A 6,832-nucleotide genomic window follows, 5' to 3' on the forward strand; every position below is an offset into this window, starting at 1 on the left:
TATTATCTCTCTTAGTCTTGTTCTTCAACTTGCGTTAATAGAGTTTCAAAAGCGTCCACCATGGCTTGAGTCGGCTCACCATCGAATTTTTTATTCCAGCTCAAGGCAAACACCTGTTGCGGTGACACATCCGATAAACGGCGGTGTTGCAAGCTGTCTTGTTGCTCGCGCTGATGGTAATGCGGGGTAATTTTGGCTAGACGTACTGATTTACCCTCTAAGGCCTGCAGCACTTTTTCACGTAATAATGCCTGGGGCTTATCAAGCAGCACATGCACTTCTAAAAATGGCTGCTGCTCTCGTGGCAGTCCATCATCAGGCAAGGCTTTTAATTCCGCTAACACGTCATCCAGTGGCGCAGGTTTCGCTGGCACTTTGAGCATATCGACACTGCGAGGAATGCTGATTTCTTCAATGGCAGTGATCTCACGGCCCTCTAATTCTACGACCAGAACTTTATGAGAATAATTACGTTCAGACATTGATAGCGGAATGGGTGAGCCGCTATAACGTACATGCTCTTTCTTTGCCACTTTTTGCGCTAAATGCAGATGCCCAAGGGCGACATAACTGATGTCATCGGCAAAAATCGAAGCAGGGAGCGCATGCTGGTTACCCCCTAAGACGCGACGTTCCGACATTTCAGATAACTGCCCCGATGCCATGTAGGCGTGTCCCATACCGATCATCGCCTGTTCTGGCGTAAGTAATTTTCGAGCAGCCTGAGTCATTTCGCCGTACAACACATCGACGCCTTTGATCAGGCGATCATCGTCGTCATTCAAGCCTTCCGTACGCAAATCGGCACTGCGTAAAAACGGTACAGCTAATACATAAGCGGCTGTTTGTTGATCTTTATTGGTGATTGGCACCAACATGCGCTCAGTATCCAGCGCACCGTCTTCAAGGCGATGAATACCACCGACCATGTGCAGGTCAAACGCTTTCAATAGTTCGTGCGGGGCATCCAATTTACTCGGCGAATCGTGGTTGCCACCGATCATCACCACATCCAATGTCGGCAGGCTTTTTGCCAATCTGGCGAGGAAACGGTAAAGCATCCGCCAGGCACTTGCTGGCGGGTTGGCCGTATCGAAAATATCACCCGCCACCAGCAGGGCATCGGCCTCTTCGGCCTCGAGCGTATCAGCCAACCAATCAAGAAATGCCTGATGCTCAAAATCGCGGTTGTAGCCATGCAGCTGGTGTCCCAGGTGCCAATCGGAGGTATGGAGGATCTTCATTGCAAATCACTATGCCGACTTAGAAAACTACTGCGATTGTACCGCACTTTGCCAAAGCCCCAACACGCGCTACAAGAAAACTTAGGACAAACGCCAGCCGATGAAATAAGATTGTCAGCCAAATGCACAACCTAGGATCTGTACCAGCCATGATGTGGTTTAAAAATATTCTTACCTATCGCTTCAGCCGCGAAATCGACCTCAATCCAGACCAACTGGAAAAGCAGCTAGAAGAGTTCCGCTTCACACCTTGCGGCAGTCAGGACGTGCAGAAGTTCGGCTGGGTTCACGCGCTTGGCAAACATGGTGATATGTATACCCACGTGGTCGGCGACAATATCCTGATCTGTGCCCGTAAAGAAGAGAAAATGGTGCCATCGTCGGTGATCAAAGAGTCAATGAACACCAAAGTCGAAGCAATGGAAACCGAGCAGGGTCGTAAGCTGAAGAAAAGCGAAAAAGACACCATCAAAGATGAAATCATGATGGATCTACTGCCGCGCGCCTTCAGCCGCCATCACCAGACCTATGCCCTGATCATGCCAAAACAAGGCTTCATTGTGGTAGATGCCGGTAGCTTCAAAAAAGCCGAGGATATGCTGGCCCTGCTGCGCAAATCCATGGGCAGCCTACCCGTGGTTCCGGTTACACCGGAAAAACCGGCTGAGCTAACAATGACCGAATGGGTCCGCTCGAACACCTCGCCAAACGGTTTCACCATCGGCGAAGAAGCAGAGCTAAAAGCCATCTTGGAAGATGGCGGCGTGATCCGTTGCAAGCAGCAAGATCTCTCTAGTGATGAAATCATGGCCCACATCGAAGCTGACAAACTGGTGACCAAACTTGCCATCAACTGGCAGGATCGTATCGATTTCATGCTGGGCGATGACCTATCCGTCAAGCGCCTAAAGTTCTCTGACGACCTTAAAGATCAGAACGACGATATCGACCGCGAAGACATGGCCCAGCGTCTTGATGCCGATCTATCACTGATGGCCGGCGAGTTCTCTGCCTTCCTGCCAAATCTGTTCGAGGTACTTGGCGGACTGGAAGCTAAAGCATAACGTAAGATTGCCTGCCGGCACCAACCCGCAGGCATTACACTGGCTCCCAAGCTATCACCAAACCGGCCTGTACCGTTGTACATGCCGGTTTTATTTTCCTCCGACCCAAAACCTATCATCTACCCTGTTATCATTGCCTTTGTGTGGCAGATCACAGTAAAATCGCGCCTCAACTCCGTATCCCCGTTGCGATACGGCCTGATTTGCAATCAGACACTGGAATATAAGAGCTATGTTTAAACCTGAATTGTTATCGCCTGCGGGCAGCCTTAAGAACATGCGCTACGCATTTGCCTACGGTGCAGATGCCGTTTACGCCGGCCAACCACGTTACAGCCTTCGCGTCCGTAACAACGAATTCAACCTCGACAACCTGAAAATCGGTATCGACGAAGCCCACGCGCTAGGCAAAAAGCTTTACGTGGTTTGTAACATTCAGCCGCATAACTCAAAACTGAAAACCTTCATTCGCGATCTTAAGCCTATCGTTGAAATGGGGCCTGACGCCCTGATCATGTCTGACCCAGGCCTGATCATGATGGTACGCGAAAACTTCCCAGAGATGCCGATCCACCTGTCTGTACAGGCGAACGCCGTAAACTGGGCAACCGTGAAATTCTGGGCTGCCAATGGCGTAGAGCGTGTAATCGTATCTCGCGAGCTGTCTCTGGAAGAAATCGAAGAGATCCGTGAGCACTGCCCTGACACAGAAATCGAAGTGTTCGTTCACGGCGCACTGTGCATGGCTTACTCTGGCCGCTGCCTACTGTCTGGTTACATCAACAAGCGTGACCCGAACCAAGGTACCTGCACCAATGCCTGCCGCTGGGAATACAAGGTCGAGAAAGGCACCGAGAATGACGCTGGCCAGATCGTTGAGGAGTTCAACCCGAACGAAGCTCAGGCTATCGAGGTACAGGACGAGCGCCCTGACAACACTATCGGCCTAGGCAAGCCAACCGATGAAGTGGTACTGCTAAGCGAAGCACACCGCCCTGAAGAAAAAATGGCCGCCTTCGAGGACGAGCACGGCACCTACATCATGAACTCAAAAGATCTGCGCGCTATCCAGCACGTTGAGCGTTTGACCAAGATGGGCGTACACTCGCTGAAAATCGAGGGTCGTACCAAATCATTCTACTACTGCGCCCGTACCGCACAGGTATACCGCAAGGCGATCGACGATGCCGTTGCCGGCAAGCCGTTTGACCCTAGCCTAATGGGTACACTGGAAAGCCTGGCGCACCGTGGCTACACCGAAGGCTTCCTTCGCCGCCATACCCATGATGCGTACCAGAACTACGACTACGGCTACTCTATTTCCGATGCCCAGCAGTTTGTCGGCGAGTTCACCGGCAAGCGCCGTGGCGATCTGGCTGAAGTGGAAGTGAAAAACAAATTCGTAGTTGGCGACAGCCTAGAAGTGATGACTCCTAAAGGCAATGTGATCTTCACACTGGAAACGATGGAAAACCGCAAGTCTGAAGTCATTGACGATGCGAAAGGCAACGGCCACTTCGTGTTCATCCCTGTCCCACAGGATATGGATTTGGACTTCGGTCTGCTGATGCGTAACCTAAACTCAGGTGAGAACACGCGCAACCCGCACGCGCCGAAAGACGGTCAATAATATGGCATTGCTTATTACCAGCAAGTGCATTAACTGTGATATGTGTGATCCCGAATGTCCGAACGAGGCGATCACCATGGGGGACGAGATCTACGAGATCAACCCTGACAAGTGCACCGAGTGCAAAGGGCATTACGACAAACCGACCTGCCAGTCGGTCTGCCCGATCACCAACTGCATTATCACTGACCCTGACAACATTGAAAGCGATGAAGAATTGCTCGAGAAGTTCGTCACTCTCCAAGGTCTGGTATAAACAGCAGGCCAATTGGGTTGATGCATAAGAAAAAAGCGCCTGATGGCGCTTTTTTTCGAACTGCATTTTGAAAACGGTACATGACTTTCGCCCATTGGCGCTCTGTTAGCCGTCTTTTTTTCCGCTCCCTTCCAGCAATACCAAACATTGTGCGGGCGGTGGCGGCGGCACTTTCTTCTTCGCCTTCACGACTTTCTTTTTCGGCTTTTGCTCAGATTTAGGCTTGGGCTTCCAAGAAGCCAATTCAGCCCCACAGCCGTCTCCTTCAGGTGGTTCCGCCTGCTCTTTACAGCTGCTGTCCCCTTCAGGACAATTCAGACGAACATGGAAATGGTAATAATGCCCCCACCATGGGCGCACTTTCCGCAGCCAGTCGCGCTCTGTCCATTCGCGGGCACACAACTGTTCTTTTATCACAGGATGCACAAATATACGGGCTACGCGCTCATCGGCAGCAGCCAGTTGGATCATCAGCACCTGTGATTCCCCCCAGTTCTTCTTATTGATTTTGTACTGCTTCAGATGCACCATCGGCAACGGCTGCACATCAATCAACTCATCATCACTGAGCGGCTTATCTACCACCTTCAGCCAAATATCTGCATCCAAGCCGGTCTGATGACTGGCGTGCCCTGAAGAGAAACGGCCACCCCGTGGCATGGCAATGTCTCCCACCAATAACTGACCCAGTGCCAGTTTATTAGCCTTCTGCGACAGATCGGTCAGAAACTGGATCATATCCGGGTGACCATAATAACGCCCACGGTATGAACGCATCACCTGATAGCCATCACCGGCCAAAGGCAAACTCTGCGCTCCGGCCAAACAGCCGTTACTGTAACTGCCTATCGATTCTGAACTCCCCCGACTCGGGGCTTCGACAGATTCCCACGGGCTTGCCGTTACCGCCCCCGAACATAGCATTAGGGCTATGATTGCCATTCCCTCGATAACTCTCTTCATTTTATCCCCTTCCCTGTACCTTCCTTGATAATAGCAAGCAAAAAAAAGACTGCCCGCAGGCAGTCTGATCAACTTGGATCGCCACAATGAAATAGTGATCTGTTATTTCATTTGCTGATCCAAATTCAGGATCGTCAACGCATTACTGACACTGGTTGCCAATACATCCACAACTCCTGATCGCAGTGCACCGAGCAATGCCAAGGCCTTGCTATTTTCAGCAGCTGTTACCACAACCGTTGGTATATGGCGCAGTTCCTCCATGCTCAAACCAATGACGCGATCACTCATCATGGTATCTGCACGATTCCCTTGGCTATCAAAAAAGTCATAACCGGCTATATCACCAACCACTCCTTTGCGAATACGCGCTTCAACAATTTCCTGCGGCGTAAACCAGCCAAGCTTCACCATATGGCTATTTTCATTCATATCCCCGACGCCTACCAAAGCAATATCCGCCCGTCGAGCCCGATCAAGGGTTTCCTTGACCGTACCATTTTTCATGAATGATTCTTTAACATTGATATCTTCAACATAGGCTGGCGCATAAAGGGTTTCACTGATCCCATCATATTTTTTGGCAAGCTGGCGGCAAATATGATCGGCATTGATCGCATTACCTGAACGGTGGGTACCCCCGATCCCGCATACAAAGCGGCATCGTCGATGCGGGACGACCCCAACATGATTGGCAATCGATGCAATATTGCGCCCCTGCCCTACGGTCACCACCATGTCATCGGTCAGAATTGAAGACAAGTAACTGGAAAGCAAACTGGCTACCTGCTGACGCTGGCTTTCATCATCCGGCTGATCTAGAGCGATTAACGCACGTTTCAAGTTGAAGCGCTCAATAAGTTGCTGCTCAAGTTTTTCACTAAATACCGGATGGTACTTCACCGTAATTTCAACAACGCCCTCATCACGGGCCCGGCGCAGCAATCGACCAACTTTGGCACGTGACATCCCGAACGTTTTTGATATCTCTTCCTGAGTCGCCCCATCCTGATAATAGGCAATGGCGATCTCTGTCAGCTGATCACTATCAACATGGGTGTTGTCATTATTAGCGGTCGTCATAACCATTCCTTGTATCAAGCGTAATTTCAATCTGTTAGAGACTCTAGTTTACCTGCAATCTCTTTTTCCGGCGAGTACCCAGCACCAGTGACTTGTACAGCATTACATCAAAATTACACCATAAAGATGAACACCTTAGAAAACTCACTTGCAGACTTGGGATGTAAAAATCAACACATTGATATTTATAATAATTTATCTGCGTACAGCTTTTTGACTACTATAATCAAAAAGCTTATAGAGCTGTACACCTTACTATAATCATATCAATCCGATAGTTGGTATAACCAAAATACAGACGCAAAAAAGCCCCAGTCTCTCGACTAGGGCTTAGTATAAGTGGCGGAGCGGCGGGGACGCCTAGTCTGGGCTTGCACACAAGCGGGACTCATTCGACCGCAGGGCGAACCAATAAAATACAAATGTAAAAAAAGCCCCAGTCTTTCGACTAGGGCTCAGTATAAGTGGCGGAACGGCCGGGGTCGCGCACGACTGGGACTCAAGCCGAAGGCTCGTGAGAGTCCATCCAAAATACTACAAACGATAAAAAGCCCCGCTATTTCTAGCGAGGCTTCTTAATAAGTGGCGGAGC

General features: G+C 50.2%; 6 protein-coding genes. 3 read left to right on the top strand and 3 right to left on the bottom strand.

The annotated features are described in order from the left end of the window. Window positions 1–11: 11 nt before the first annotated feature. Entirely contained in the window at window positions 12–1,244 is a 1,233-nt protein-coding gene (locus ABT56_RS10915; RefSeq protein WP_047878888.1) for an exonuclease SbcCD subunit D, read from the bottom strand. 152 nt (window positions 1,245–1,396) lie between these two features. On the opposite strand from ABT56_RS10915, the gene rdgC reads away from it, so the two are divergent. The 3 genes from rdgC (at window position 1,397) to ABT56_RS10930 (ending at window position 4,194) form a co-directional block, all read left to right on the top strand. Beyond that, the gene (gene rdgC / locus ABT56_RS10920; RefSeq protein ID WP_205626072.1) at window positions 1,397–2,308 is read left to right on the top strand and encodes a recombination-associated protein RdgC; all 912 of its coding nucleotides are present in this window, start codon (window positions 1,397–1,399) and stop codon (window positions 2,306–2,308) included. 232 nt (window positions 2,309–2,540) lie between these two features. Next, on the top strand, window positions 2,541–3,938 hold the full coding sequence (trhP, locus tag ABT56_RS10925; protein WP_047878890.1) for a prephenate-dependent tRNA uridine(34) hydroxylase TrhP: 1,398 nt from the start codon (window positions 2,541–2,543) through the stop codon (window positions 3,936–3,938). Between the two features lies 1 nt (window position 3,939). Next, complete coding sequence (locus ABT56_RS10930; protein ID WP_047878891.1) at window positions 3,940–4,194, top strand: YfhL family 4Fe-4S dicluster ferredoxin; 255 nt, start codon at window positions 3,940–3,942, stop codon at window positions 4,192–4,194. A gap of 105 nt (window positions 4,195–4,299) precedes the next feature. Here the strand turns inward: ABT56_RS10930 and mepA are convergent, their stop codons facing one another. Continuing rightward, window positions 4,300–5,157 (bottom strand): penicillin-insensitive murein endopeptidase, encoded by an 858-nt coding sequence (mepA, locus tag ABT56_RS10935; RefSeq protein ID WP_047878892.1) that lies wholly within the window; start codon window positions 5,155–5,157, stop codon window positions 4,300–4,302. A gap of 102 nt (window positions 5,158–5,259) precedes the next feature. Next, window positions 5,260–6,240, bottom strand: a complete 981-nt coding sequence (locus tag ABT56_RS10940) for a sugar-binding transcriptional regulator (RefSeq protein WP_047878893.1) — start codon at window positions 6,238–6,240, stop codon at window positions 5,260–5,262. Between the last annotated feature and the right edge of the window lie 592 nt (window positions 6,241–6,832).

This window comes from Photobacterium aquae (assembly GCF_001029445.1).
Classification (GTDB): Bacteria; Pseudomonadota; Gammaproteobacteria; order Enterobacterales; family Vibrionaceae; genus Photobacterium; species Photobacterium aquae.

What these genes read in the sequence shown, in the direction of transcription:
- trhP (WP_047878890.1), top strand. Translation starts at nt 2,541, where the DNA reads ATGTTTAAACCTGAATTGTTATCGCCTGCGGGCAGCCTTAAGAACATG.
- mepA (WP_047878892.1), bottom strand. Translation starts at nt 5,157, where the DNA reads ATGAAGAGAGTTATCGAGGGAATGGCAATCATAGCCCTAATGCTATGT.
- rdgC (WP_205626072.1), top strand. Translation starts at nt 1,397, where the DNA reads ATGTGGTTTAAAAATATTCTTACCTATCGCTTCAGCCGCGAAATCGAC.
- ABT56_RS10915 (WP_047878888.1), bottom strand. Translation starts at nt 1,244, where the DNA reads ATGAAGATCCTCCATACCTCCGATTGGCACCTGGGACACCAGCTGCAT.
- ABT56_RS10940 (WP_047878893.1), bottom strand. Translation starts at nt 6,240, where the DNA reads ATGACGACCGCTAATAATGACAACACCCATGTTGATAGTGATCAGCTG.
- ABT56_RS10930 (WP_047878891.1), top strand. Translation starts at nt 3,940, where the DNA reads ATGGCATTGCTTATTACCAGCAAGTGCATTAACTGTGATATGTGTGAT.